The following is a 24,800-nucleotide window of genomic DNA, read 5'->3' as shown; positions in this document are numbered from 1 at the left end:
CAAAATGAATAAGAAACATGTTGTTATTTTAGGTGCTGGTTACGCAGGCTTAAAAACATTACGCGAATTACAAAAAGGCGCCAAAGACGTCGAAATTACTTTAGTGGATCGTAATAACTATCACTACGAAGCAACGGACTTGCATGAAGTTGCTGCTGGAACACAACCAGCTGAAAAAATCACATACAATATTATGGATGTTGTCGATGAAAAAATGACCACCTTTATCCAAGGAACAGTTCAAACAATTGATGCTGCAACACAAACAGTTGCTTTAGAAGATGGCCAAACAATCAATTATGATTACTTAGTTGTTTCTCTTGGGTTTGAATCAGAATCATTTGGTATCCCTGGTGTGCAAGAACATGCTCTACAAATGGTAGATGTGAAAACGGCTTTAAACGTGTATGAACATATCCAAGAACAAATGCGTCAATACAAAGCAACTCAAAACGAAGAATTCTTAAAAATTGTTGTCTGCGGAGCAGGCTTTACAGGGATTGAATTATTAGGTTCTCTTGTTGAAAATAAACCAAAATTTGCTGAAATCGCAGGTGTCTCAGCAGATCAAATCCAAATTTATTGTGTCGAAGCAGTTACTCGCCTATTGCCGATGTTTAACGAAAAACTTGCGAACTATGGTGTGCAATTATTAAAAGATTCAGCTATTCATTTATTATTAGGTAAACCGATTAAAGAAATCAAACCAGGCGCAGTTGTTTATCAAGATAACGAAGCAGGCGACTTGGCAGAACTTTCTGCTAAAACAATTATTTGGACAACGGGTGTTAGTGGAAGCCACGTTGTAGGCGATTCTGGATTTGAAGCTCGTCGTGGTCGTGTCATGGTTCAACCAGATTTAACAGATGCGAACCATAGCAACGTCTATATTATTGGTGACTGCTCAGCAGTGATGGATACAGAAACCAATCGACCTTACCCAACAACAGCACAAATCGCCTTGAAGATGGGCGCTCATGCTGCTAAAAATATTCAAGCACAATTGAAAGGGGAAGCAACTAAACCTTTCAGCTTTAAATCACAAGGTTCTGTTTGTTCTGTCGGAAATACACGTGCTTTAGGAATCGTTGGTAAAACAGACATTAAAGGATACCCAGCTTCATTCATGAAAAAAATTATCATGAACAAAGCGCTCTTTGAAACAGGTGGTACCAAAGAAATGATGGCTAAAGGTCGTTTCGACTTATACCATTAAGAATCAGCAAAATAAGAAATAATGAGGTCGGGACAGAACCGTTTAGCTCCGAGAAATAAGAAGAAATTTCCGAAAATTGCTCTTTAATTTTTGGAGAATTTCGGCTTATTTCCGAAGGAGTTGGTTCTGTTCCCGCCGTTTATCAGTTTTTGAGCGTGGAGCAAAAATCCAAAGTGATTTTTGTCCCACGCTCATTTTTCTTAAATGAAAGTTTTTAAAAAATTTCCATGATTTTTCAAGTAAAATGAGGTGGGCACTTTTGTTCGATTCCATTTTTATGTATAATGAGAAGTGATGGAAAGAGGGAAGTTAAATGGCACAAAAAAGAGCAACAAATAAGAAAAAAAGTACGACAAAGAAAAAGACCAAAAAACAACAGCAACAACAAGAACGTTTAAATTATATGTTTCTTGGCCTGATTTTTATTTTATTCGGTGTCTTTGGACTCTTTCGCTTAGGGTTTTTAGGCACGTTATTAGCGAATTGTTTACGCTTAGTTGTAGGTAATACCTTTCCATTTGCAGCGATTTTACTAATCCTGTATGGCTTATTAGTCATGATTTATGGGAAAGATTTTCCGTTAAAAAGAGGGCGCCCTATTTTTGGGGCTGTTCTGATTTATATTAGTGTTTTGTTATTTTTCCATGCCTTTATGTTTCGAAATGTTAGTGGCAGTCAACCAGATATTTTAGGTAACACTTGGGAGTTTTTGCAAAGCGATCTAAAAGCCAACCAAGTGACGCAAAACGTAGGGGGCGGTATGATTGGCGCGCTGCTTTATCAAGGAACGTACTTTTTGGTGGCACAATTTGGCAGCTATTTAATTGCTACATTGCTACTGTTAGCGGGTATTTTCTTGATGAGTATGTGGGATTTTCAGCAAATTGTTGATCATTTCCAAAGTATTCAAGATCGCCTAAGTCATGTTTCGGCAAAATCACAGGCGCGACAAGAAGAAAAAGAGACGAAGCGAGCAGCGAAGAAAGAAGCCAAAGCTGCAGAACGCCAAGCAAAAATTGAAGCCGCTGCCCAACAAAAATTACAAGAGCGGGAACGCATGGAACAAGCGGCAGCCGAGCGCTTAACAAAAACACCTGTTGAAACCCACCAACCAATGGTGGAAGAACCGGCCGCACCAACGCCTGTTCAAATTGATTCGTTTCAACAGCAAAATCAGGCGATGCCTGTACCACCAATTGCAGCAACAAAACCGCAACGAGAGCAGGAAGAAGAGGCGGCAGATGAAGCTGGTGTTCTCGAATTTGAAATTTCTGAAGAAGCGGAAGATCGTGATTATCAACTACCACCAACTGATTTGTTAGATACAATTCAAGCAACGGATCAAAGTGGTGAATATGAAAAAATCGAAAAAAATATTGGCGTCTTAGAACAAACCTTCAAGAGTTTTGGTGTTGATGCTAAAGTAGTCAAAGCTAGTTTAGGACCATCTGTCACAAAATTTGAAGTTCAACCCGCTGTTGGGGTAAAAGTTAGCAAAATTGTTAACTTGACGGATGACATTGCTTTAGCGCTTGCGGCCAAAGACGTTCGTATGGAGGCTCCGATTCCTGGGAAATCACTAATCGGGATTGAAGTTCCTAATAGTGCAATTAGTACAGTATCCTTTAGAGATATTGTTGAGGCACAACCAAGTCATCCAGATAAACTATTAGAAGTACCTTTAGGTCGAGATATTTCAGGGATGGTTCAAACTGCGGATCTATCAAAAATGCCGCATTTATTAATTGCGGGATCGACAGGGAGTGGGAAATCGGTTGCTATCAATGGCATCATCACAGGTATTTTGATGCAAGCGAAACCTCATGAAGTAAAATTAATGATGATTGACCCGAAAATGGTGGAATTGAATGTGTATAACGGGATTCCTCATTTATTAACGCCAGTGGTTACTAATCCGAGAAAAGCAGCACAAGCCCTGCAAAAAGTAGTTCAAGAAATGGAATTTCGTTATGAAAAATTTGCAGCAACAGGCGTCCGAAATATCACTGGTTACAATCAACTAATTCAACAGAAAAATGCGGAAGATGGCGAAAATCGTCCAATTCTACCATTTATTGTTGTCATTGTTGATGAGTTAGCTGATTTAATGATGGTGGCAAGTAACGAAGTAGAAGATGCGATTATCCGTTTAGCCCAAATGGCACGGGCAGCAGGTATTCATATGATTTTAGCGACACAACGGCCAAGTGTGGATGTCATTACAGGAATCATCAAAGCAAATGTCCCTTCTCGAATGGCTTTTGCGGTCTCAAGTGGGACAGACTCGCGTACCATTATTGATACCAACGGGGCGGAGAAACTATTAGGTCGAGGCGATATGCTCTTCTTACCAATGGGAGAAAATAAACCAATTCGTATCCAAGGGGCCTTTATCTCTGATCAAGAAGTCGAACGAGTGGTTGCGTTTGTAACGGACCAACAAGAAGCTGAATATCAAGAAAGCATGATGCCAACAGATGAACCGACCACTTCAGGCGGTGGCGAAGCTCCTCAAGATGAGTTGTTTGAAGAAGCGAAAAACTTGGTGGTTGAAATGCAAACAGCTAGTATTTCATTGCTACAAAGACGTTTTAGAATTGGCTATAATCGTGCGGCTCGCTTAGTAGATGAATTGGAAGCACACGGAGTTATTGGACCATCAGAAGGTAGCAAACCAAGAAAAGTCTTTCTACAAGCGGAATCAGAAGAGGCAGCACCTGAGACGCCAGAACAATAAACAAAAAGAACAAAAATAGATAAATTTATCTATTTTTGTTCTTTTTTTATAATTTCAGCAAAGCATCATGTTATAATCATCATTTTCTGGTAAAATAGAAAGGAATAGTGCGGTTGGGAGGGAGCGTATCATGAGAAGAAAGAGCGTGCTTTATTTAGAAGTAGCAGATCAGATTAAAGAAGATATTTTGAGTGGCAAGTATCCAGTAGGAACGTTTTTACCAACAGAAACAGAATTGGAAGAGCTGTTTAACGTTAGTAAAATTACGATTCGGCGGGCAATCGAAATGTTAGCAACGGAAGAATTTGTTGAGAAAAAAAGTGGCCGAGGCACAACTGTGTTAAGCAATCGTCCCTATAATAAACTATCAAAAGCAGGGACATTCACTGAATTTTTGAATGAATCAGGTCAGAAAGTAACTAAAAAAGTTTTACAAGTTGAAAACTTGACGTTGTCAAAAGAGATGCCGGCTTATCAATTTTTAGGAGAAGAAGTGGTTCACCTTTCACGGTTATATCTAATCGATGAACAACCCTATATTTATTTTAATTACTATTTGCCAGCTGCCATGAAAGACGTATCATTGACTGAATACAAAGAAGAATCCTTGTATCGTTTGATGGATCGACATGCCATTGAAATTTATAAATTTGAAGACCGTTTTGAAGTTGCAACTTTGACAGAAGCAGAGCAAAAGATGTTGCAAACAACTGAAACAACGGGCTTAAAAAGAATTCGGCGTTCGTTAAGCCCAACAGGTCGTTGCGTAGAATATTCAGAAGCTATTTATAATACGAAGATTCATCCTTATGTGATTGAATATGAAGCATAACTTTTAAAAGAATAACAGTGCACTTACAGTAATGTAAGTTCATTGTTATTCTTTTCTATTGTCGTTTTTTTTCGTTTTCGATACACTAAATGAGTGAGAAGAATAGGAGTGGAAAATATGTTAGAAGTACAAAATTTGAAAAAAGTTTACGGAAACGAAATTAAATATGAAGCTTTAAAAGGGATTAATTTAACTGTCCAAGATGGTGAATTTATTGGTATTATGGGACCTTCTGGAAGTGGGAAAAGTACACTTTTAAATTTATTGGCAACAATCGATAGTCCAACAGACGGTGAAATACTTTTAAATGGAAAAAATCCAAACAATTTGAATCAAGAACAAATTGCTAAATTCCGTCGCACAGAATTAGGATTTGTTTTTCAAAGCTTTAATTTAATGCCAACATTAACTGTTGAAGAAAATATTATTTTGCCATTGACGCTTGATGGAGAAAAAGTCTCTGTAATGAAACGACAATTAGCAGAATTAAGTGAGCGTTTAGGTATCAATCATCTGTTGAAAAAACGAATTGCAGAAATTTCTGGTGGACAAGCACAGCGTGTCGCCGTTGCGCGGGCAATGATTCATCATCCGCAATTATTATTGGCTGATGAACCAACAGGAAACTTAGATACGAAATCATCTAAGGATGTGATGGGCTTGTTACAACAATTAAACGAAGAAGAAGCGGCGACTATTTTAATGGTGACCCATGATCCGCTAGCCGCAAGTTATTGCAAGCGCATCGTCTTTATTAAAGATGGTGAATTAATTGATGAAATTGTCCAAAATGGCAATCAAAAAGAGTTCTACGATTTAATCATGGTGAAACTGGCTGAGATTGAAGGTGTCGATAATGAATTTTAATCAGTTTGTTATAAGAAACACGATTCGAAATAAGCATTTATACTTGGCTTATTTCCTAAGTACAATGTTTTCTGTGATGATCTTTTTTACGTTCACTGGTTTTGTCTTTCACCCAGCCTTAGCTAATGGTTTAAATCCTAAAGCACAAATGGGAATGACGGCTGCGGCTATTATAATCTATGGTTTCTCTTTCTTATTCGTTTTATACTCGATGGATGTCTTTATCCAATCTCGGAAAAAAGAGTTTGGAACCTTGATGATTCAAGGGATGAGTCCAAAACAGTTAAAGAAAATGATTTTTATTGAAAACTTAGTGATTGGTTTCTTTGCTACAATTTTTGGTAGCATTTTAGGTGTTGGATTTTCACAGTTTATTTTATGGATTAGCAATTTATTGATGCATCTAGGTTTAGGTTTTTATTTGCCAGTGATGCCGTTTATCATTACTGTCATTTCATTTGCGGTCTTGTTCTTAGTAATTTCTTTCTTTATTCAATTCCGCTTGCCAAAAGCGACACTTCAAGAGCTATTAAAAGCAGGGGAAATGGGTAAAGGTGAAATCAAAAGCTCTAAAGTTAAATCTTTCTTAGCCGTGTTGCTTTTAGTTGTCGGTTATGGAATTGCTTTAGTTGCTAAGGGACAGTTAGTTTTAATGGTGATGTTCCCAGTGATTTTCTTAGTTATTTTAGGGACAAAATTCTTATTTGACCAATTGAGTGTTTCTGTCATTGAACGTTTAAAACGGAAACCAAAAATCTTTTGGAAAAAAACCAATATGGTCGTTTTATCAGATTTAGCATTCCGCATGAAAGATAATGCACGTTCGTTCTTCTTGGTTTCGGTGATATCAACGGTTGCTTTTGCTGCCATTGGAACGTTATACGGCGTGAATGAGATGATTTTTAAAGGAATAAGTTCTGTACCGTACGAACTGACATTGTCTGATTCGACCAACCCAGAAAATCAAGAAATGAAACAATTTGCGACAAAAACATTCCAAGAAAAAAATATTCAGTTTGATCAGATTGATTACACAATGTACAAAACAAGTGCCGGTATCCAATTAATCAAAACATCTGAATATAATAAACTCGCAAAATTTATAGATGAACCAACTTTAACAGGTGAGAAAGTAGTTAATTTATCACAAAAAGATGCTCCTTCTGCTGCATCAGTAGATGTCAAATCTGTTCAATTGGCAAATGATCAAGTTTTAAACATTGATAAAACAGAAGAAACCAATGTATTACCGACTTTTGGCGGTGTGGTTGTTATCCCAGATAGTACCTCAACAGATGGAATCAAAGCGGAAACAGAAACAATTTGGCAACCAAAAGAAGGCACAGATAAAGAAACCTTAATTGATGCTGAAAATATTATTGGTGAAAAATACCCAATGTTACTAGGAACCGCGGCTACAGTTGCAGGTATTACGCAATTTTATACGCCAGTTCTTTTTGTCGGACTATTTATCGGTATCGTGTTCTTTGTTTCGGCGGGTAGTTTCTTATACTTCCGTTTATATAGTGATATGAATACGGACGTTGAAAAATTCAAGATGATTTACAAACTTGGCTTGACGAAAAAAGAATTGAAGAAAATGATTTACCAACAAGTAGGTATTTTATTCTTTACACCGATTGTTGTTTCATTTATTCATGGAGCTGTTGCTTTGAAAGCAATGTATGCCGTGTTAGATCAGCCAATGCAATTAGCTGGCTGGCAAGTTTTAGGCGTTTTCTTATTGATTCAGGTCGTTTACTATTTAATTGCCAGAACGTTCTACTTCAAAAAAGTTTATCACTTAGTGAAAGATTAATTATAAAAAATCGTTAAGTATGCACGCTTAACGATTTTTTTTTGAGGCTCTTCGTGATATTGCATTCAAAGTGAGAATACGTTATAGTTATGAAGCGAATGTAATAGCAGAAATGAGGAAAAGAAATGCAGAAAGAATCCATTTATGGACTGACGAGAGAACAGCTTGTGGACTGGTTTTTAGCCCATGGCGAGAAGAAATTTCGCGCAACACAAGTGTGGGAATGGTTGTATACAAAACGTGTTGCTTCATTTAGTGAAATGTCGAACATTTCTAAATCGTTGATGACTTTATTAGAAGAAAATTTTTCATTAAATCCATTAAAACAAGTCATTGTGCAAGAAGCGCAAGATGGTACCGTGAAGTATTTATTTGAATTACCAGATAAAAATATGATTGAAACAGTCTTGATGCGTCAAGAATATGGATTATCTGTTTGTGTGACCACTCAAGTTGGCTGCAATATTGGGTGTACATTTTGTGCTAGTGGGCTATTAAAAAAACAAAGAGATTTAACTGCTGGCGAGATTGTTGCCCAAATTATGTGGGTGCAACATTATTTCGATGAACGTGGGTTGGATGAACGTGTTAGCCATGTCGTTGTGATGGGAATTGGTGAACCATTTGATAATTATGCCAATGTCATGAACTTTTTACGAACGATTAATGATGATAAAGGCTTGGCTATTGGTGCCCGCCATATTACAGTTTCAACAAGTGGTTTAGTGCCAAAAATTCGTGAATTTGCAGACAGTGGACTACAAGTAAACTTAGCAATCTCATTACATGCTCCTAACAACGAAGTTCGTACATCAATTATGCGGATTAATCGTAGTTTTCCAATTGAAAAATTAATGGCAGCAATTGATGAATACATTCAAAAAACCAACCGACGTGTTACATTTGAATATATTATGTTGAGTCAAGTGAACGACCGACCAGAACATGCTCAACAATTAGCAGATTTACTACGGAATAAGAAAAAACTTTCTTATGTTAATCTGATTCCGTATAACCCAGTGAGTGAACACGATCAATATAGCAGAAGCTCTAAAGAAGCGGTTTTAAAATTTTATGATGTACTCAAAAAGAATGGCATCAATTGTGTTATTCGTAAAGAACACGGAACAGATATTGATGCGGCTTGCGGACAATTACGCAGCAAACAAATGAAAAAAGAAAAAGTCAAAAACCAATAACGTAGTTAAAATCGGATCAGAAAGGTTTCTTTTTGATCCGATTTTTCGTTTATTTAATAAAAAATCGTCGGTTTTTCAATTCTTGTTTATAAACAAAAGATGAATGCTCTAAAACTTTTATGACAAATTTTCTTTTTGTGGTTTTCAAACTTGAAATTCTAAAAGAAATAGCTATACTGAAAAGAGATCGTCACAGAATTTTTCATGAAAACAGCTATTATTTTCGTTATCTTTTCAAGAAAGTGAAATTTTGTTACGCTTGTTTAGTTTAAATGAAATGAGGGAGTCTATGGAGAAAAAGCAATTAAAAAGAGAGATAACAACGTTTGGTGCGTTATCCACGGTAATGGGTACGGTGATTGGCGCTGGTGTTTTCTTTAAAGCTGCGAGTGTCGTTGGACACGCACAGTCAGCTAGTTTAGCTATTTTTGCTTGGGTGTTAGGTGGTGCCTTAACCATTTGTGCAGGATTAACCAGCGCCGAACTTGCTACAGCAATCCCTGAAACAGGTGGCGCAGTGAAGTATATTGAATATACATATGGTAAATTAGCTGGTTTTCTTTTAGGGTGGGCACAAAGTATCATTTATTATCCTGCCAACATTTCGGCGTTATCCATTATTTTTAGTACACAACTAATCAATTTGTTTCATTTATCGGCAAATTTATTGATTCCAATTGCCATTCTTGCGGGAACTAGTATCACCGTAATTAATTTATTAGGAACAAAAATTGCTTCTTTGGTCCAATCCACGACATTGGTAGTAAAACTGATTCCAATTGCCTTGATTTCTTTAGTAGGATTATTTACTCCCGGACAGGTAGCTGTTTCACTTTTTCCTGTTGAAACAACAGCGAATACTGGCTTTTTAGTTGCTTTTAGTGGCGCCTTAGTCGCCACCATGTTTGCTTATGATGGCTGGCTAGGTGTGGGTAACGTGGCTGGTGAAATGAAGCGACCAGAAAGAGATTTGCCTAAAGCCATTATTTTTGGTTTGTTATTGATTACTTTAATTTATGCCTTAATTAATTTTGTGTTTCTAAAAACATTACCAATTGAGCAAATCGCTGGGAATTTGAATGCAGCTTCGGATGCTTCTGTGGCTATTTTTGGACCAATTGGTGGCAAAATCGTAACTATTGGGATTTTAATCTCTGTATATGGTGCGTTAAACGGCTACACAATGACAGGGATTCGGATTCCTTATGCCTTAGCCTTAGATAATCTGATGCCTTTTAGTCGTCAGTTTCAAAAGTTGTCTAAACGCTTTGTTGTTCCTTATGTTGCTGGAATTTTCCAGTTAGCTGTAGCCATTATCATGATGTTTTTCGGGACCTTCGATTTATTGACGGATATGTTAGTTTTTGTTATGTGGCTGTTTAATCTATTAATTTTCTTAGCCGTTTTTATTTTAAGAAAACGAGAACCTGAATTAAAACGACCGTATAAAGTTCCTGGCTATCCAATTATTCCAATTATCGCAAGTCTAGGTGGTATCTTCATCTTGGTTACAACAAGTATTACACAGCCTATTCTTGCATTGATTGGTATAGGGATTACGCTTCTAGGAATTCCAGTTTATTTAGTTAATAAACAAAAAACGAAGCCAAAAACGTAAACGATCCGATCTGATTCTGATAGTTTTTCTCAAAAATTTTGTGATTCAGAGAAATTTTTGAAAACTAAACGCAAGATTTTTTTAGTATAATATTAAGTGTCTAGGAGTTCCACTATTTTGGGGAAGATAGATGGACAGCGCAAACTTCAAAAAAAGAACCTTCATCTTATTGGTGAAGGTTCTTTTTTTTGCTGAAATCATAAAATAAATGCGTAGTTTATTAGTGAGAGGAGGAAATGAATGACTGAAAATGTAAAAAAATTAGCTCATCAATTAATTGAATGGGGCGTCCTTCATGGGGCGCAAGACGTTTATTTTTTACCCAATGATACCGAAATAGCCATCTCTTTTCGGACAGGGATGCAACGGACACTTTACACACAAGTTTCCGCAGAAATAGGCGAAAAGTTAATTTTCCACTTTAAATTTATAGGCGGCATGGATGTCGGAGAAAGACGAAAAGCACAATTAGGCGCGACAACTTATCTAATTGGCGAGACGAAGCAACGCTTGCGTTTATCATCTGTGGGAGATTTTCAGAATCGAGAGAGCTTGGTAATTCGTTTTTTGCACCGATTTGGTGAACAAGCTGAACATTTTTTCTTTCCCCACCAGCTGAATGAAATTGAAGCATCTTGTCAGAAACGAGGACTTTATTTATTCAGTGGACCAGTTGGTTCTGGGAAAACAACAACCATGTATCGTGTGGCTAAACAAAGAAGTGGCGAACAACAAGTGATAGCGATTGAGGATCCTGTTGAAATTGAGGAAAAGCAGTTTTTACAGTTGCAAACAAATGAAAAAATTCAGTTAACGTACGAAGCCTTGATAAAAGTTTGCTTACGCCATCATCCTGATATTTTGATTATTGGTGAAATTCGTGATGGCGAGACGGCTCAAGCAGTTATTCGAGCCGCCTTAACGGGTCATACTATTTTTGCGACAATTCACGCCCGTAACTTATTGGGGGTGCAACGGCGTTTGATAGAATTAGGTGGCCCAGAGCATGAATTGGCTGAATGCTTGCAAGGTATCATTTATCAACAGATTTTGACAACCACGATTAATAAGGAACAAGTAGCGGGAATTCTTTATGATTATTTCTTCTTTAAGGAAGCTGTTATAAAGAGTAGTTGGCAAAAGAATCTAAGAAAGGCGTGGGCGTATGGGTTTATTACAGAAAAAACGTATTTTCAAGCCATCGAATAAATTAACGAAAAAACAACAGCAGCTTTTTCTGAAACTATTAGCGGATTTGCTTGCAAATGGTTTTAATATACAAGAAAGTTTTTCCTTCATGAAAAAATCAAACGCCTTACCTCAGCACAGTATAACTTTTTTAGTTGAAGGCTTTTCCTCAGGCATTGCCTTACAAGCTTTAGTCGAAGAATTAGGGTTTTCAACAATGGTCTCGGCACAATTGTCGTTTGCTACTGCACACGGGGATTTGGTAGGGACACTACAAGCGATTTCCGAACATTTTTTTCAAACGGAAAAATATCGGCAACAGTTCTATAAAATAATTAGTTACCCGCTGCTCCTGATTGTTTTTTTGATTCTCGTCATTGTTGGTATCCGGCAATTTTTATTGCCCCAATTAATGGAAAATGATGCCAATAGTTATTCTAAAAATATTGGGATTCTTCTGATTGTTTACAGTCCATACATTCTGGTTACCTTAGTTTTTGTCCTCTCATTTAGTTTCTTCATTTTAAACCGTTATTTGAAGCATCAGTCTGCTATTCAGCGGGCCTTCGTATATCTGAAACTGCCAATTATCCGTGGCCTTTATCGGGAATACGTCAGTGCTTTTTTTGCACTAGAATGGGGGAAGTTGCTTGCGCAAGGATTAGAAATGAAAGAGGTCATCGATTTGATGCGCCATACAACCAATTACCCCTTAATGAAAGAATTAGCTGGAGCAATTAGTGAAGGACTGCTAGTTGGTGAAACCTTACATAGACAATTAGCTGCTTATCCTTTTTTTACGAAAGCATTGGGTTTAATGATTCAACAAGGGGAAGTAAAAGGAAAATTAGGCAAGGAGTTGATGGTTTATAGTAATGTCTGTTTCCAAGGTTTTTTCAAAAAAATCGAACGAGTCATTACCCTTGTTCAACCATTTATTTTTATCATAATTGCTTGTTTAATTATCGGTGTCTATGGGGCAATGTTGCTGCCTATTTATGGCAATATGGAAGGAGTTTTATAATGAAAAAGAAACAAAAATACGCAGGGTTTACATTATTAGAAATGTTGATTGTCTTATTGATTATTTCCGTATTGATTTTACTTTTTGTTCCTAACTTAGCGAAACATAAAGAAACAGTTGATAAAAAAGGCAATGAAGCAATCGTAAAAATTGTAGAATCACAAATCGAGCTCTACACACTAGAAAAAAATAAGACGCCTTCCTTAAATGAATTAGTCAACGAAGGCTACATTACTAAAGAGCAGTTAGATAAATATACAGCAGAAAAGCAATGAACAAGTCAGCAGGATTCACATTAATGGAAACACTTGCTAGTTTAACGATTGTTTGCTTTATGACTATGCTCCCAACACTTGCTATTCACCGCTGGCAAGAAACATTAAAAATTGAACAGTTTCTTGCTACGGTAGAAAAACAACTTCGTTTTGCGCAACAGCAAGCAATTGTTTTAGAGGAAACACAAGAAGTTTGGTTTTTTGAAGAACAACAAAGCTTTTCATTTCCTGATAAATTGAACCAATCAGCTCGAAGGACTTCGCTAGCTGTACCTGAAAAAATGACAGTGAGTGGCCCAAGCAAACTCAGTTTTCTTCATTCGTCAGGGAACAATGGCCGTTTAGTGAAATATATTTTTACTTGGACTGAAAAGAAACAGCAACTTATTTTACAATTTCAGATGGGGAGTGGTAAAGTGCTTATATATCAATGGTTTTTAATGTTTTTACCACAGGTTTACCACAAATCACAAGTTCTCAATAAGTTTATCCATCATATCAGCTGTTTCTTTTTCTTCTTCTTTTAGCACATCGCTATAAACATCCAAAGTTATATTAATATTCTTGTGTCCTAACCGAGTTGAAACGTACTTAATGTTTGCTCCTGCTTCAATTAAAAACGTTGCATGGGTATGTCTTAGGCCGTGTACGGTTATGTTTTGAACTTCTGCTTTTTCACATAACAGGCGAAACATATACGTAATTCTTGATTGTTTGATAGGTAAATTTCGAGAACTTAAAATAAAATAGTCCTTATCGCTTAAAATTATCCCTTCTCTGAAAAGCCGTTCTTTCTCATGATTTTTGTATTTTTTTATTAAAGTGAGTAACGAGTTGTCAAAATAAACTTTACGTATGCTGGTTTTTGTTTTAGGTTTATTTTCACCGTAATCACCACGTGTAGAATTGATATCGAAATATTTTTCGGTTAAATCAATATCACTCCAACGCAGCCCCATCAGTTCGCCTTTCCTCATTCCAGATTTTAGCAGAGTTAAAAATATAACTTGCGTTTGAATATCTTCGTTTTCTAAAACCGCCACAAATCGCTGTAATTCCTTTTTAGAGAACGAACGAACATTATTACTTAAATCAAATTTAAAGCCTGTTAGCGTGTTGCTAGGGATGATTTGATTGTGTACCGCAGCGTTAATCATCCTCATTACAATTTTATGCCACGTTTGAATAGTTGATTCTGTATATTTGTTTTCTTGTCTTAATTTGTCAATAAATTCTCGTTTATAAGTAATCTTATTTAAAGAAGATAGCTTTTGATTTCCAATCAATGGTGATATGTGAAATTTAACAGCGGATTCAATGTTTTGTTTTGTTGAAACACTCCAATTGTCTTGGGCGTAAGGTATCCAGACTTTGATCCATTCATCTATGGTGAGTTGTTTATTTTCGACGAAGGAAGTATTTTGTGTTTCTAAATCATATTGGATTTTTAGCAATGCTTTATTCGCCGCTCTTTCACTTTCAAATCCACGTTTGCTAGCTTCTTTTCGGTGTTTTAGAGAGTTGTAATAAGGATAGCGATATCCCCAAAAAGTTCCTTTTTTATTTGAGTAAGAAAAAACATATTTGTATTTTTTGGACCAATTTAGTTTCGCCATATTTTCACGTCCTTTTCTTTGTGGTAAAATAGGCGTAACAAAATAAGCCTATTTTGGTTCTATTTTTAACGCACTAACTTCTTAGCCGGAGAGGGTGCGTTATTTTTATTGTAACAATTCACGTTTTTTTATTTCAAATTCTTGTTTTGTAATAATGCCATCATCTAACAAGGCTTTAAATTTTCTTATCTCGTCTGCAGAAGATAATACAGTGTTATCTTTATTACTTGAATTAGTTTTTAGTATTTGGTCCAGTTTTGCAATTAATTCGTTGTATTTATCCATTAAACCTTTACCAATCATAGAATCAGTTTTTGTTTCAGTTGTGATTAACATATATTTTACTGTCTGATTATTAGGAAGATGTAACATAACTCCTAATTGCTTAATGGAAGTAAATTCTTTTCCACCTGTTCCAGCACCAACTAAAGCCCCAACAGGACCAGCTAAAACGCTACCAACAACTGCACGAGTTATTCCGTGATGTTTTTTTATATTGCCACCAACAAAAATATCTGTGTAACTAATCAAATCATCATAGTTGATAACTTGTTGTTTTCTTGATTCAGAAATACTTTTTGGGATAAATATTTTTTTGTCTGAATCATTAAAATAAATACCGCCTATTACAATATCATGATTATTTTTAAAATATTCTTTTATTTGCTTTTCTTCTGCTTTCTTTACCTTTTTTTCTTCTTTATTTCCAAATAAAAACATACTATATTCCTCCATTTTTGTTGTTAGTTTTATCAACAAACTTCAAGATAAGTTTTAAGTCTGTGTCCTTACACGAGATTTTTTACGCAAAAATAATTCTTTGTAGTTCATCAGCACAAGCACATTTTTATATAACTGATTAATTTTGTTGAATTATAGTTATATCTATATTGATTAATAGCTGATCTTGCTAAGCATGGATTTAATAAGAATATTTTTGTTAAAAAATCATATAACCTTACGTGTAGTGCTGCAGCACTCATTTCAAATTCTTCGCAAATTTGACGGAAAGACATTTGCTTTTTTAAACATTCTTTCAATGCTTCATTGTTTATTAAAGCAAGGGATGCAAATATATTAGCTCTTATTTCTTTTGGTTCATCTTCGCTAGTGTATCCTTTTCCAGTAATTAAATCTGAAAAACTTTGAGACTTGCATTCCTTATTCATATCAAAAAAATAATGTGCAGATTCATGAAGTATTGAGAAATTTTGCCTTCCTTTAACCATTGTTGGATTATAGGAAATTCCGCATTTATCGTGAAATTTTATTATGTTTCCTGAAAATATTTTTCTTGAAACATCACCGAAACTATAGGGAATTATGTCAACATTTTCTACGTCAATCATATAATCTTTGTAGTGTTTCCATCTTAACTCCTTTAGTTCAATTCCATAGTAATTAGCAACTTTTTCAATAATAATATATGTCTGGTCATGATATTCAAAATAAGTATCGTAGTCTAAATACATAGGGGTCATCCAATCATTTATTTTTAAGTCTTGATTTCATGAATTCTAAGTACTCTTTTAATTCTTCTCTGAGCTGATCTTTTTCGGATTCGGTTAAATCTTCTGTATTTACACGGAAGAAAGTTGTAATTTCATCTTCTTCTAAGTTATTAGAATTTGGATTATCAGTTCGTCCAAGTAAATAATCTACAGATATATTGAAGTAGTCCGCAACTTTTTTTAATTTATCAGAACCAGGAGTATTCTTACGCCATCTATTAATTACCCCGTTTCCAAATCCCAATGTTTCTTCTAATTGTCTTATTGACATTTTCTTTTCGCTAGCAAGTAATTTTATTTTTTCGTATAAATCCACTTATATCAACCTTTCTAGAAATACAAAGAAAATATGTATACAAAAAATCTACAAAATGGTTGACAATGTAGAAAAAATGTATATAATAATTCTTGTAAGTTAATTGGATAGAAAAAAAGCAAACTAAAAACATACCTTACAGCATTAAGTTTGGCGACCGAGTGCATAATAAAGGTTTTGTTATAGGCTTATTTAACTATGTTCTGATTGTAGAATATTTGTATACATAAGTCAATAGTTTTATAAATTCTATCTAATTAATTTACAAAAAATACTAAAGAAAGGAGAAACTAATATGCCAGACACAACAGCGGGCAGAGCGAAAATTCGTGAGTACTTTGATGATAAGAAAATATCATTAACATCTGTAGCCACGTATTTCAATATTCATAAGCAAGATCTAAACGACTATCTTTCTGGTAAAAATCAAAGTAAAAAGGCTCACGAAACACTAACGGCTATTATTGAATACTACAAAATTAGATAGGAGTGTTTAGAATGGAAAATTTTCTAGATACATCTTCAAAAAACTTTCTATACAACATTATTGAAAAAATCCTGAGAAAAATGTTTGAGCAAGTCATAAATGAAGCTAGTCAAGGATTAAATGAACGTGCTGAGTATTTAGACATCAAACAATTATCGTCTATGTATTCAATGTCTGTTCCTGAAGTTGAACAAAATTTTGTAAAAGACAAACGTATGCAAATGATCGAAAAAAGAAAGCCTGGTACTAGCAAGGGAAAAAGATACTGGCCTGCTAAAGAAGCTATAAAAATTTGTAATGACATCATGAATCATTGGGATTAAAGGAAAGGACGATACAGAAACAATGGACAACTTAGTAATTATGAAAAACCAACAAGCAGTAACAACTAGTTTGCAAGTCGCAGAAACGTTTAATAAAAATCATCGTGATGTTTTAGCAGCGATTGATGATTTAAAAGAGGGGGTTGCGGAAAATTACGCAGGGCTATTTTACGAAGATAGCTATATTCATCCACAAAACAAACAAAAATATAGACAAATCATTATGAACCGTGACGGATTCACGCTACTAGCAATGGGATTCACTGGTCAAAAAGCTCTTAAGTTTAAACTGAAATACATTGAAGCTTTTAACCAAATGGAGGAACTGCTTAAAACTCAATCAAACTTACCGATTAATAACACAGAATTGTTATTAGAAGCTGCGTTAAAACATGAACGTGGATTGACTCTTGTAAATCAACGTTTAGATAAGCTAGAAACAGAAACTACAATTAATAGAAGCCAACAACGAAAGATACAAGGGCTAGTTTCATCAACTGTTATCAAAGTATTAGGTGGCAAAAAAACATTGGCTTATCAGGATTCAAGTATTAAGCAATCAGCCTTTAGTAATTGTTATAAACAATTGAAAGCATTATTCGATGTAGCATCTTATATAGACATTCCAAAAGTTCGATATGAAGAGGCTGTAGCTCTAATTCCTAGATGGAAGCCTAACTTAGAATTACAAGCAAGAATTGATATGGCTAATGATAATGGAGATATGTTTAAAGAAATAGGATAGTAATGATAAAAGGATAAGCCTTAACTTATCCCCAGTTAAAAGTAGTGTCAACAATAATAGCTTTTTGATCCATATCACTTTTGATGGATTCAATAATTTCTAAAACAGAAGATTTATAGTAATAAGTCTTGCTTGATGCGATTACTTCATTTTCTTCGGTTTTAATTACAAAATAGTATTTTTTATTAGAAGCTTTCTTTATTACAAAAAACATTTTGACACCCCGCTTTCAACTGAATTATATCAAAAAAATTATAGGAGGGTAAATATGAAAGCAATACGTGAAGCACGATTGATAGGCGCATTATTATTGATGATTGCGCTAGGTGTGTTATTGAAAAGCCACTTTTCAGTTCCAGTGTTGGCAACAATAAGTGTACCTCTTTTTATCCGTTGGTTTTTCAACTGGGATGAAGCGGAGTATCAGCATTTTCAAAAAAGACAAAATAAAAAGCCCCAATCGTCTGCCAACGATTAGGACACATACAAAATGAACTAAGGAGAGTATATCAAAATGAACGATAAAATTCAAAAATTAATTAAAAAACTAGCAAAAGAATGCCAGAAAGAAGATGTAGGTTTATCTTTGGCAGCTATCGATTTAAAAGGAGAGATGGCAATATCTCAAGTTGGAAAAGGCACGATAGTAGCCATTGCTGCACATAGCCAATATACACTAACAAAAGAAAAACTGGAACAATCAGATTGTGATTGTCCAAAACATCGTTTATTAAAGGAGATGTACGGTATTGCAACAGAAACTACGACTAAAAATACACATACTTTTGTCACAGATAATCCAAACGATTTGATGGATATATTATCGAAGGTTTTTCGAGGTGAGTTGAAATGACTAGAAAAGAAAAGTTAAACCAAGCAAAAAGATTAGCTGATTTATGGTACAAGCAACAAAAAAGTCAATTATACATTGCGCAACAAAAAGAGCGCAGGGGGATTGCATGATGAAAAAAGCGACTACGCCGCCAAGCAAATAGTCGCATACAAAATTATACTAGAAAAATTGTAACACAGAAAAGAGGTTTTGTGAATGAATCGTAGAGAAGCAAATACACTAGATAGATATTTAACAGAGCCGACTGAAAAACTATATAAGGAAACCTATGAAGATGATCCAGTGGACACTACTGATTGTTTTGGAAATGAAATTGCTGATGAAGACGGTGTGTTTGAGCTAACTTTTGCAATGAAATGTCTTTATACAGGACAACCAGTACTCACTTGTAAAAAAATTGCTACACAAGATACAATCGTTGATTTGATAGAAGAATTAGGCGAAGAAAACGTGTATTTAATTGAATATGTGAGTTCAGGAAAAAGATATAAGGAGGGCTTATTGAATGGCTGAAGCAACCAAAACAGATTTTTCTGAGTTGAATGTTTATCAAAAATTAGCGTATGTGAGACAAAAAGCACCATATATTCAAAAAAGTAAACGTGGCCAGCAATACAGCTATGTGGGGTCAAGCGATGTACTATCCGCATTAAATACAGTCATAAATCAAGTTGGATTAATTTTGAAGCCAGAAATTGTTGCTCATCAAGTTCGGGAATCACAAGATGAGGTATGGAAAGCGGATAAAGTAAAGAAAGAGCCTGTAGCCAAAAAACGTACAACGTATTTTACAGAGCTAGAGTTAATGATGACATGGATTAATATTCATAATCCTTCTGAGATTGTTGCTTGTTCATGGTATAGCCAAGGAGTAGATATTGAAGGAGAAAAGGGTGTAGGAAAAGCACTAACGTATGCGGAAAAATATTTTTTATTGAAATTTTTTAATATCGCAACAGATGATGATGATCCTGATAAATACCAAAAAGAACAGCTGAAAAATACTGCAATTACTGAACGGCAAATTGATATGTTGAACGCATCAATTAGTAGAGTAGCCGAGCTGGCAGGGCAAGAATTTGAAGCTGTGAAATCGTTAGCTATAAATGATTCTGATTTGAATCCTAAAAAAGCATTTGAAGAATATAGTGCTTATGATTATGGTGTTATTTCTAAATTGCTTGCGAAGTGGATAAATTTTTATGAATCTAGGCAGAAGGTTCAAGAAGATAAGAAGTGATTGAATGATTGGAAAAATCATAAAACACAAAGGAAATAAATTGGCGATTGAGTTTGAGGATGAGATCAACTCGAATTTCCTCAAACTCCTAGCTAACAACGATGACAATTTAGTAAAAGTTGAACTATTAGATAATCGACAAATGTCTCAAAAACAGAATGCACTTTCTCACGTTTTAATAGCTGATATAGCTCGTTGGAGTTATGACGAACCCAAATGGATAGAGGAAGTTCTAAAGTATTATTACGAAGCTAAAAACGGTGTGTATTTTGAACACAGTAAGGCTACACGACATGAGGCAACAGAATGGATTAGTTTTTTAATCGAATTTATTTTGAAAAACGATGTACCACTAGAAAAGAGATACCAATACTTGCTAGAAAATAACAAATGGTTTTATTACTGCCTAAAATATCGTAAGTGTTGTATTTGTGGAAAACATGCCGATGTTTGTCATATCGAGGTAGTCGGTATGGGGCGAAATCGTCAAAAGATTAATCACGAAACATTTACTTTTTACGCTGGTTGCCGTCAACATCATCAAGAAGAACATCAGATAGGAACTAAGAACTTTTTAAACAAATATCAAATTAAACCAGTAAAACTAAACGTTGAAGAACGTAAGAAGTTGAACATTGGAGGTTAACAGTTTGGTAAAGGAATTACTTGTAGAATACAGGCAATTAACATCGAGTCAAAAACTATTTTTTGAACTATTAGCATTTGTCTATATCGGTTCAAGAAATGGTAAAGGAATAGCTATTGAAACACAAACAATAAAAAAAGTCGTTAACGGAGAAATTAAGCATAAATATGTTTATACGGTCGTTGTTAATGAGGAGGATAACTAGTGAATGAACATAGAGGATATTACGCCATTATCCCAGCGATTGTTCGCTATGATAACCACTTAAATGGGAATGCAAAATTATTGTATGGAGAGCTAACGGCATTAGCAAATGAAAAAGGCTATTGTTGGGCAACGAATCAATATTTTGCAAATCTGTATAACGTTAGCAAGCGAACAATTATTTCATGGCTGAAACAGTTAGAAGAAAGAAACTATATAAAAATACAAATTTTTTATAAGCCAAACAGCAAAATGGTAGATCGGAGACATATCTATATCTTACCGTATCCAACTGATACAGAATTTTACACCCCTAGTGAAGAAAATTTCATCACCTATGGAAAAAATCATCAGGAGGGGAATGAAGAAAATTTCACTACCCCTAGTGAAGAAAACTTCACAGAGAATAATACATTAAATAATAATACAAAGAATAATACAAAGAATAATACAAAGAATATATATAGTGTTGAACAAAGTTCAACCATGTCTGAATTATTTGAAAAAGTTTGGAAAACATATCCGAAGAAAACCAATAAGAAAAAAGCCAAAGAGCAATTCTTAAAGAAAATTAAGTCAGATGAAGACTTCGAACGGTTTAAAACAGGATACAAAGCTTATCTTAAGTATATCAAATTAAACGACTGGTATCATCCACAAGAATTGTTCCGCTGGATACGTGATGAACGTTTTAACGATGAATACGACTTGTCTGAAACGACAACGCAAGCAAGATATACGAATCCTCCAGTTAGACAAGAGCAATTACCAGATTGGGTAAATGAACCAAAACAAGAAGAGGAAAAACTATCACCAGAAAAGCAAGCTGAACTTGATAGGCAAATAAAAGAATTTTTGGAGGGCAAGTCATGATTGAAATGAGAGTACTTGATTATCGAATTACTAGTGATGATAAGCAAGTAATCGTAAATAAAGCGAGACGAAACGAACACGGAGAGTTAACCATTTTGACTGATAAAGACGGTACACAAAAAGAATCACTCGCTTTGATTGGTTATTATGGCAATTTAAGTAAGGCTCTCGTCGCAATAGAACGCGATTATGTGCTTTCTAGTGGTAAAACAATACAAACAGTCAAAGAATACAAAAAAGAGCTAGAATCGATTCACAGCAAGCTAAAACGTGAATTAGATTTCGGGGAGGAATTTTAGATGAATGAATTAGTTAAATTAGTGGAAGAATGGGCGAAAGAAAAGCGTTTAGATAAAGCGGAACCTGAAAAGCAAATGCTAAAAGTGATTGAGGAAGTCGGAGAAGTTGGCGCTGCATTGGCAAGAAACAACGAAAACGACTTAAGAGATGGTATCGGGGATATGGTTGTGACGTTAATTATTCTCGCTATGCAAAATAACATGGATTTATACGAATGCTTAAATCAAGCATATAGCGAAATTAAAAACCGCCAAGGAAAAATGGTAAACGGAGTATTCGTCAAAGAAGCCGATTTGTAAGGTTCGAGGTGGAAGAGATGCGAATTATTCTACCGATTGAGCCCAAGCCACAAAGTCGCCCGAGATTTGCAAGGCGTGGAAATTATGTTCAAACTTACGAAGATCGAGCGATGAAAGAATACAAAAATCAAGTAAAGAATTATTTTCGTAAATCAAGAGCAAAGTTGATTGAAAAAGGGCCAATTTCCGCACATGTGACGTTTTACATCCATCCGCCTAAATCTGCCTTAAGTAATAAACAGAAACGCTTAGAAGTGGAATTAGAGCGAAAATATTGCGATAAGAAACCTGACTTGGACAACTATTTCAAAGCAGTCACTGATGCTGCCGAAGGTATTTTATATAAAAACGATGGTCAAATTGCTGTGATGGTTTGCCAAAAGTTGTACAGTATGCGACCACGAACAGAACTAGAAATTACAAGTTTGGAGGAACAAGTGTAGTGGGTAAAACGGGTAAACAGATCAAAGAGAATTATTCGGTTAGAAAGCGAGTAAAGAAGATGATTAAATTTAAAGAATTTAATATTCAATTATTCGACGTTCACATTTATATAAAAAGGCTAAGTAGTTTTAAAACCAACAAAAATAGTATAAAAAAACTAATTAGTTTCCGCTAGCTAGTTATAGATACATTTTCATCTCAGATAGAGACAATTAATAATACATTACTATGAAATTTAAGGCAACAAAAAAAGCCAGCTGACCACTAGCTGACTTATGTGGTAGAAACAACTGTTTTCCGCCAGTTGTTCTTTAGGTGTGAGTTAGCACTTTCCCCAAATAAAGTGCTATTAAATAGCCGATTAAAAATCGACAATAAATCTCTTGTAGAGACGTGTACTACTATTAACTGTTTACCAGAAGTTAATGTAGAAAAGGAGGAAATTTATTTCATAAATAAAATCCCCAAGAAAGTTAAAGTGATTATACCATTGAAAAATAGATTTGAAAATACTTTCTATGCCAAAAATATTTATTAGATGGAAAATATCAAATGAATAAAGATGATGTGAAAGATGACGAATGGAAGATTGTAAAATACTGTAGAATTATGATTGTTTTCTTTATAGTCAACCAATAATTTGTTGACTACAAACATGTATGAGTGATGAATATTTTGATAAATAAATAGCCAGTCGGTTTCCGCCGACTGGCTGAGAAGTGAATAGCTATTGGAATAGTATTCTTAGTATAATTTATATCATATAGAGTCGCTGATGAGCAAAGGATAAGCATTACTTATATATATTTGGATAAATAAAAAAAGCTACTTAGTTTCCGCTAAGCAACTCTTAAATGATGATATGTTTATTATAAATTATTATACCACAAAAGGAGCGATTTCACTTGATTAAATTGCTAAGAGAAGTAGATTTTCGACAAACAAAAGCGAATGCCAGAAATGTGTTGAAGAACTTTAGACGTTTAGAGCGAATAGCTGGTCGCTCTTTGATAGATTTAAAATCACCAATTATTACAGATATGCCTAAAAGCCAAAGTCACGGGAATAAAGCAGAAGATGCGCTAGTACAATTAGCAGATGCAGAAGCAGAAAGAGACGCAATTTTATCTGCGCTTATGGCATTGAGCCTAACTAGCAGACAAATTTTGCATTATAGTTTCTGTGTGCAGGATCATTACTCTAATTACAAGATAGCTAGGGAAGTTGGATATTCCGAAAGAAGTATTCAACGAATGAAATCAGAGGCTTTAATTGAATTTGCCGAAGCGTATCGAAATGGAAAAATAATTGCATATAAATAAAATTTTTGGCGGTTTTTTGGCGGAAAGTTGGCGGTTTTTATCAATATTTAGATGTTACTATGGTAGTGTCGAAAGATAAGGAAACGAGGTAAGGCATGCATTACCTATCTTAGCTCCGTTTCGCTTATCTTTGGAGGCTACCTACAAAAAAAATAAAGAATAAGGATGTGGAAAGTCCAGTTCTTTCTGTCTCGTTTAGTCTAGGTAGCAAATATTGCAATAAACTTGGTATTAAGCTTACACGTAGACGTACGCTGAAAGCACTTGTCAAGATAGCGCTATGTAAGTTTAAGTTGCAATGATCACTCACAAATCAGACGTTCTCAAACTAAAAGAAATGGGGTGTAATTCCTCTCTCTTTTTTCTACAGGTTTGTGAGTGTTAATGGGATATAGCTTAACTGGTAGAGCAGCGGTCTCCAAAACCGTCGGTATAGGTTCGAGTCCTATTGTTCCAGTAGGTAGCATAGCTACTTAAATAAAAGAATCGTCAATAAATGTTTCTTACTTTAACGGTCGGTTCACCTCCTTTCAGAACAGCCAGCCTGCGAAACAGGATAAAATGGCTAGCAACCTAGTATTGTTAAATAAGTGTTAGATTGGCTAGGCAGTCTAATATAAATCTTTAGACTACTCAATAAAAATGAGTGGTCTTTTTTTGTGCAAAAAAAGCCACTAGAAATGGGATCTAGTGGCTAGGTAGCGTTAGTGAAAATCTCGTGTCACTTGTAGTTTATGAACTTTAGCTATTATGAAAGAGTGCTACCTAAAACAAGTGTAACACAGCTGTCAAGTTTTGTCGGATATTTGGATTGTTTTCGCATGAAAAACCACCAGATAAAATATC

29 protein-coding genes, 1 tRNA gene and 1 pseudogene are annotated in these 24,800 nt (G+C 35.0%); 26 read left to right on the top strand and 5 right to left on the bottom strand.

Annotation, left to right across the window (positions count from 1 at the left end):
* The first annotated feature begins 4 nt into the window (after positions 1–4).
* The 11 genes and pseudogenes from IGL37_RS08640 to comGD form a co-directional block, all read left to right on the top strand.
* Positions 5–1,216, top strand: a complete 1,212-nt coding sequence (locus tag IGL37_RS08640) for an NAD(P)/FAD-dependent oxidoreductase (RefSeq protein WP_002378475.1) — start codon at positions 5–7, stop codon at positions 1,214–1,216.
* A gap of 313 nt (positions 1,217–1,529) precedes the next feature.
* A complete protein-coding gene (locus IGL37_RS08635) occupies positions 1,530–3,953 on the top strand; it encodes a DNA translocase FtsK (RefSeq protein ID WP_002378474.1) in 2,424 nt (807 codons plus the stop codon).
* Between the two features lie 130 nt (positions 3,954–4,083).
* Complete coding sequence (locus IGL37_RS08630) at positions 4,084–4,785, top strand: GntR family transcriptional regulator (protein ID WP_002364244.1); 702 nt, start codon at positions 4,084–4,086, stop codon at positions 4,783–4,785.
* A 117-nt stretch (positions 4,786–4,902) separates the two neighbouring features.
* Positions 4,903–5,652, top strand: coding sequence for an ABC transporter ATP-binding protein (locus IGL37_RS08625; RefSeq protein WP_002381711.1), 750 nt, complete (start codon positions 4,903–4,905; stop codon positions 5,650–5,652).
* Positions 5,642–7,471: an ABC transporter permease gene (locus tag IGL37_RS08620; RefSeq protein WP_002401809.1), complete on the top strand. Its 1,830-nt coding sequence runs from the start codon at positions 5,642–5,644 to the stop codon at positions 7,469–7,471. Before IGL37_RS08625 ends, IGL37_RS08620 begins: the two co-directional genes overlap by 11 nt.
* Before the next feature lie 125 nt (positions 7,472–7,596).
* Complete coding sequence (rlmN, locus tag IGL37_RS08615) at positions 7,597–8,670, top strand: 23S rRNA (adenine(2503)-C(2))-methyltransferase RlmN (protein ID WP_002378471.1); 1,074 nt, start codon at positions 7,597–7,599, stop codon at positions 8,668–8,670.
* A 289-nt stretch (positions 8,671–8,959) separates the two neighbouring features.
* Positions 8,960–10,288: an APC family permease gene (locus IGL37_RS08610; protein ID WP_002360022.1), complete on the top strand. Its 1,329-nt coding sequence runs from the start codon at positions 8,960–8,962 to the stop codon at positions 10,286–10,288.
* Positions 10,289–10,528: 240 nt separating this feature from the next.
* Positions 10,529–11,497, top strand: coding sequence for a competence type IV pilus ATPase ComGA (comGA, locus tag IGL37_RS08605; RefSeq protein ID WP_002364362.1), 969 nt, complete (start codon positions 10,529–10,531; stop codon positions 11,495–11,497).
* Complete coding sequence (comGB, locus tag IGL37_RS08600; protein ID WP_002369171.1) at positions 11,454–12,500, top strand: competence type IV pilus assembly protein ComGB; 1,047 nt, start codon at positions 11,454–11,456, stop codon at positions 12,498–12,500. Before comGA ends, comGB begins: the two co-directional genes overlap by 44 nt.
* Positions 12,500–12,775 (top strand): competence type IV pilus major pilin ComGC, encoded by a 276-nt coding sequence (comGC, locus tag IGL37_RS08595; protein WP_002356991.1) that lies wholly within the window; start codon positions 12,500–12,502, stop codon positions 12,773–12,775. The genes comGB and comGC overlap by 1 nt, the downstream gene beginning before the upstream one ends.
* Positions 12,772–13,206 (top strand): annotated as a pseudogene (gene comGD / locus IGL37_RS08590) (competence type IV pilus minor pilin ComGD); the annotation flags it as partial. The gene comGC and the pseudogene comGD, both read left to right, overlap by 4 nt.
* A gap of 36 nt (positions 13,207–13,242) precedes the next feature.
* Here comGD and IGL37_RS08585 read toward each other — a convergent pair.
* The 4 genes from IGL37_RS08585 to IGL37_RS08570 form a co-directional block, all read right to left on the bottom strand.
* Entirely contained in the window at positions 13,243–14,391 is a 1,149-nt protein-coding gene (locus tag IGL37_RS08585) for a tyrosine-type recombinase/integrase (RefSeq protein ID WP_002387264.1), read from the bottom strand.
* Between the two features lie 105 nt (positions 14,392–14,496).
* On the bottom strand, positions 14,497–15,126 hold the full coding sequence (locus IGL37_RS08580; RefSeq protein ID WP_002410530.1) for an SHOCT domain-containing protein: 630 nt from the start codon (positions 15,124–15,126) through the stop codon (positions 14,497–14,499).
* Positions 15,127–15,221: 95 nt separating this feature from the next.
* On the bottom strand, positions 15,222–15,872 hold the full coding sequence (locus tag IGL37_RS08575; protein ID WP_002387266.1) for an ImmA/IrrE family metallo-endopeptidase: 651 nt from the start codon (positions 15,870–15,872) through the stop codon (positions 15,222–15,224).
* A 4-nt stretch (positions 15,873–15,876) separates the two neighbouring features.
* Positions 15,877–16,218 (bottom strand): helix-turn-helix domain-containing protein, encoded by a 342-nt coding sequence (locus IGL37_RS08570; RefSeq protein WP_002387267.1) that lies wholly within the window; start codon positions 16,216–16,218, stop codon positions 15,877–15,879.
* A 295-nt stretch (positions 16,219–16,513) separates the two neighbouring features.
* Here IGL37_RS08570 and IGL37_RS08565 point away from each other — a divergent pair, with 295 nt between their 5' ends.
* From IGL37_RS08565 to IGL37_RS08555, 3 genes are read left to right on the top strand one after another with little or no spacing between them, the layout of a single operon-like run.
* Positions 16,514–16,705, top strand: a complete 192-nt coding sequence (locus tag IGL37_RS08565; protein WP_002383936.1) for a hypothetical protein — start codon at positions 16,514–16,516, stop codon at positions 16,703–16,705.
* A gap of 11 nt (positions 16,706–16,716) precedes the next feature.
* Positions 16,717–17,028 carry a hypothetical protein gene (locus IGL37_RS08560; RefSeq protein ID WP_002403885.1) on the top strand — a complete coding sequence of 104 codons (312 nt, stop codon included), beginning with the start codon at positions 16,717–16,719 and terminating at the stop codon, positions 17,026–17,028.
* 22 nt (positions 17,029–17,050) lie between these two features.
* The gene (locus IGL37_RS08555; RefSeq protein ID WP_002410531.1) at positions 17,051–17,773 is read left to right on the top strand and encodes a Rha family transcriptional regulator; all 723 of its coding nucleotides are present in this window, start codon (positions 17,051–17,053) and stop codon (positions 17,771–17,773) included.
* Positions 17,774–17,798: 25 nt separating this feature from the next.
* Here the strand turns inward: IGL37_RS08555 and IGL37_RS08550 are convergent, their stop codons facing one another.
* Positions 17,799–17,987 (bottom strand): YegP family protein, encoded by a 189-nt coding sequence (locus IGL37_RS08550; RefSeq protein ID WP_002357001.1) that lies wholly within the window; start codon positions 17,985–17,987, stop codon positions 17,799–17,801.
* A 54-nt stretch (positions 17,988–18,041) separates the two neighbouring features.
* Here IGL37_RS08550 and IGL37_RS08545 point away from each other — a divergent pair, with 54 nt between their 5' ends.
* From IGL37_RS08545 to IGL37_RS08490, 12 genes are all read left to right on the top strand, one after another.
* Positions 18,042–18,251: a hypothetical protein gene (locus IGL37_RS08545; protein WP_002378465.1), complete on the top strand. Its 210-nt coding sequence runs from the start codon at positions 18,042–18,044 to the stop codon at positions 18,249–18,251.
* Positions 18,252–18,287: 36 nt separating this feature from the next.
* Positions 18,288–18,626: a hypothetical protein gene (locus tag IGL37_RS08540; protein WP_002402484.1), complete on the top strand. Its 339-nt coding sequence runs from the start codon at positions 18,288–18,290 to the stop codon at positions 18,624–18,626.
* Between the two features lie 195 nt (positions 18,627–18,821).
* Positions 18,822–19,139: a hypothetical protein gene (locus IGL37_RS08535; protein WP_002402485.1), complete on the top strand. Its 318-nt coding sequence runs from the start codon at positions 18,822–18,824 to the stop codon at positions 19,137–19,139.
* Complete coding sequence (locus tag IGL37_RS08530; protein WP_002402486.1) at positions 19,132–19,866, top strand: ERF family protein; 735 nt, start codon at positions 19,132–19,134, stop codon at positions 19,864–19,866. The genes IGL37_RS08535 and IGL37_RS08530 overlap by 8 nt, the downstream gene beginning before the upstream one ends.
* 4 nt (positions 19,867–19,870) lie before the next feature.
* The gene (locus tag IGL37_RS08525; protein ID WP_002402487.1) at positions 19,871–20,512 is read left to right on the top strand and encodes a putative HNHc nuclease; all 642 of its coding nucleotides are present in this window, start codon (positions 19,871–19,873) and stop codon (positions 20,510–20,512) included.
* A gap of 4 nt (positions 20,513–20,516) precedes the next feature.
* Complete coding sequence (locus IGL37_RS08520) at positions 20,517–20,717, top strand: hypothetical protein (RefSeq protein WP_010816620.1); 201 nt, start codon at positions 20,517–20,519, stop codon at positions 20,715–20,717.
* Complete coding sequence (locus IGL37_RS08515; protein WP_010715319.1) at positions 20,717–21,589, top strand: helix-turn-helix domain-containing protein; 873 nt, start codon at positions 20,717–20,719, stop codon at positions 21,587–21,589. Before IGL37_RS08520 ends, IGL37_RS08515 begins: the two co-directional genes overlap by 1 nt.
* Entirely contained in the window at positions 21,586–21,888 is a 303-nt protein-coding gene (locus tag IGL37_RS08510; RefSeq protein WP_002368214.1) for a hypothetical protein, read from the top strand. The genes IGL37_RS08515 and IGL37_RS08510 overlap by 4 nt, the downstream gene beginning before the upstream one ends.
* Positions 21,889–22,188 carry a MazG-like family protein gene (locus IGL37_RS08505; protein WP_002372047.1) on the top strand — a complete coding sequence of 100 codons (300 nt, stop codon included), beginning with the start codon at positions 21,889–21,891 and terminating at the stop codon, positions 22,186–22,188.
* 8 nt (positions 22,189–22,196) lie between these two features.
* Positions 22,197–22,631: a RusA family crossover junction endodeoxyribonuclease gene (locus IGL37_RS08500; RefSeq protein ID WP_002402491.1), complete on the top strand. Its 435-nt coding sequence runs from the start codon at positions 22,197–22,199 to the stop codon at positions 22,629–22,631.
* Positions 22,632–23,537: 906 nt separating this feature from the next.
* On the top strand, positions 23,538–23,954 hold the full coding sequence (locus tag IGL37_RS08495) for an ArpU family phage packaging/lysis transcriptional regulator (RefSeq protein WP_002372045.1): 417 nt from the start codon (positions 23,538–23,540) through the stop codon (positions 23,952–23,954).
* Between the two features lie 385 nt (positions 23,955–24,339).
* A tRNA-Trp gene (locus IGL37_RS08490) sits at positions 24,340–24,411 on the top strand.
* Positions 24,412–24,800 lie beyond the last annotated feature (389 nt).

It is taken from the genome of Enterococcus sp. AZ119 (assembly GCF_050546175.1).
GTDB lineage: Bacteria > Bacillota > Bacilli > Lactobacillales > Enterococcaceae > Enterococcus > Enterococcus faecalis.
The sequence above is the reverse complement of the archived record's forward strand: the minus strand, read 5'-3'. Positions and strand labels throughout refer to the sequence as shown.